The following is a 2168-nucleotide window of genomic DNA, read 5'->3' as shown; positions in this document are numbered from 1 at the left end:
AGGTTGGGGTTATATGTTTGAAGGGTTAAAACAATTAGTTGAAACTGGTAAAATTAATTATCCATCTTAAATTACATTCACACGAGCGTCTACTTTCGCTTTATAAGGTCGACCAGTAAAAATTACTRGTTKACCTTTTTTAATAGATTCTATTATATCAGTAGCCAGGGAAGGATATGAAAAAAATTTCGCCCTACCCTCATTACATAAACTTTTGAGACAGTGATCATTTAAGTTAGTAAATATGGGAATATACCGATATTTTGATTTACAAATGTTCAATTCATTCGTAGCTATTTTAGGTTGTATAGGGCTTTGCGGAATCTTTTTAGATAGTGGTAATTATTTACATTGTGGAATGAGCGGAGTTTAGGTAATATAAGTATACAAGCTGCGCTGTTCGTAATGATTATTAAGTTTTAACCTTTAAGCTGTAATAGGGAGTTTTATATTGAAACAGGAATGTTATGCCTTGTCACTGACTTGGACAACAGGATTTTTTCTGCAAACACCCACTTTGAGGAGTGGTGGTTTAAAACTTTCTTACTGAATACGGCAATGGCGGCTTACATCTTTAAATGTTGAAACCGGTCTCGGTCTGAGGCCGGTTTTTTGCTGTTTTTTCACAATGTACTATAGGAATTGTATGTATCGCTTTGTAGTCTGAAGAATCGAACCGATAATATCGAACCCATATTGAACTAATATATTTATTTTCAACCGTCTTACTTTTTTTTGAAAAAAATGCCATAGTTTACAGCTTGGTACCTTACATGTTGTATTGGCAACATTTATTCTTGCTTTGTATACCGATTGGCATAACTTGAGGCAACGAAAGCATTGGGTTTAATTTTGGGTTCCACTCCCATGGATTCCATCCTAGCTACCATTTCTTTTACAAACTCACTTGTTTTGTTCCGTTTTCCAATCCCGATATCAATATGGCCCTCCATGATGAACGTTGCCCCTTGATATACAGCAGGCAGTACAATATCGATTAACTGATTTTTTCTTTCTTCCGTAAACATGGATACAATCTCCTCAGTTAACGACAATTCATGGGAAATACGTTCATGTAATTGGGTCATCCTTCTAGGAATCGTCACTTTTCTTATACAAGCCCACACACCATTCCCGACCTGCTGTATCACAATGCCTGTAATGAAAACCGTATGTTTTTTATGTACTTGAGAATCAGTACCGAACATCAATCGATAGTTACCAGATGGATTTAATTTCATGAACTCTACAATATGATCGAATACTTCTTCAAATGACATGTTTTTTTCCTGAAGATTTTGAAATGGAATGTTATGAATTGGATATTGCCTCATATTGTTGCCCCCAACCTTTCCCTGGTTATAATACTGATTGTTCCATATCTACTTCCCGCCAATAACACATCATATGAAGTAAGTTCTTGTTTCGTGCAGTGAGTAGAACCAACCCTCAAATGAAGATGTAGTCATCAATAAAAAGAAATGTAAGAAAGAGCTCTTATTAAGAGAGCAAAATCCTTAATGAAAAATCTATTTGAGAGATACCGATATGGACGAGAATGACCTTTGCTGATGAAGCTTATTAATAGATTGAATTGTTAACGGTTCGAAAATATATCCCAAACTAAACATATAGAAAGAGCATCCATTAGGAATTTTTTTCTGGATAGTCTTTTTTTAGGACTATCCAGTTTTTCTTTTTTGAGGAGTTATGAACTCCTGAAGTCCCTGCTTAGCTATTATACTGAGACGGATATTCCCTATATTTCCCGAAAAAATAATTGATAAATATTTCCAAGTGAAATATACTTTTTTGTAAAGGTCAACTTTATTTTTCACGAAAATGAAAACGTAATCACATCATGAACCTTATTTCTGATTTTATTACTAAGTCTCGGTTTCTATTATCATAAGGGAAGGTGTGGTTTTTTGAAAAAATTATCTATTGGCATGTTTACCTTTATGCTGTATTTTGTTCCTTTATCAAGTACTTCACCTGGTTTTGCAGAAGTAAAACCAGATTACAAGCTATATGTGATGGCGCCATTGGGTGAAATAACAGATTGGGAAGCATTTAAAGCAGAATTGATTCAGTTGAAGGAAAATGGAGTATATGCAATAACAACAGATATCTGGTGGGGATTAGTCGAGAGTAAAAAAGATAATAAG

General features: G+C 34.4%; 2 protein-coding genes and 1 other RNA gene. 2 read left to right on the top strand and 1 reads right to left on the bottom strand.

The genetic code is table 11. The features are described from left to right. The first annotated feature begins 385 nt into the window (after positions 1–385). Positions 386–572, top strand: a non-coding RNA gene (gene ssrS, locus AC1DUW_RS26640) — 6S RNA. 219 nt (positions 573–791) lie between these two features. Here ssrS and AC1DUW_RS26635 read toward each other — a convergent pair. Beyond that, positions 792–1334: a ribonuclease H-like YkuK family protein gene (locus tag AC1DUW_RS26635; RefSeq protein WP_053346069.1), complete on the bottom strand. Its 543-nt coding sequence runs from the start codon at positions 1332–1334 to the stop codon at positions 792–794. Positions 1335–1961: 627 nt separating this feature from the next. Here AC1DUW_RS26635 and AC1DUW_RS26630 point away from each other — a divergent pair. Then, positions 1962–2168: family 14 glycosylhydrolase (locus AC1DUW_RS26630; protein WP_477643908.1), on the top strand; the 207-nt coding region annotated here is incomplete at its 3' end.

The organism is Peribacillus sp. P4_C12 (genome assembly GCF_056402095.1).
This window is presented reverse-complemented; position numbering and strand designations above follow the sequence as displayed.

Excerpts from the sequence above, each read along its gene's own strand:
- AC1DUW_RS26635 (WP_053346069.1), bottom strand. The coding sequence starts at position 1,334 with ATGAGGCAATATCCAATTCATAACATTCCATTTCAAAATCTTCAGGAA.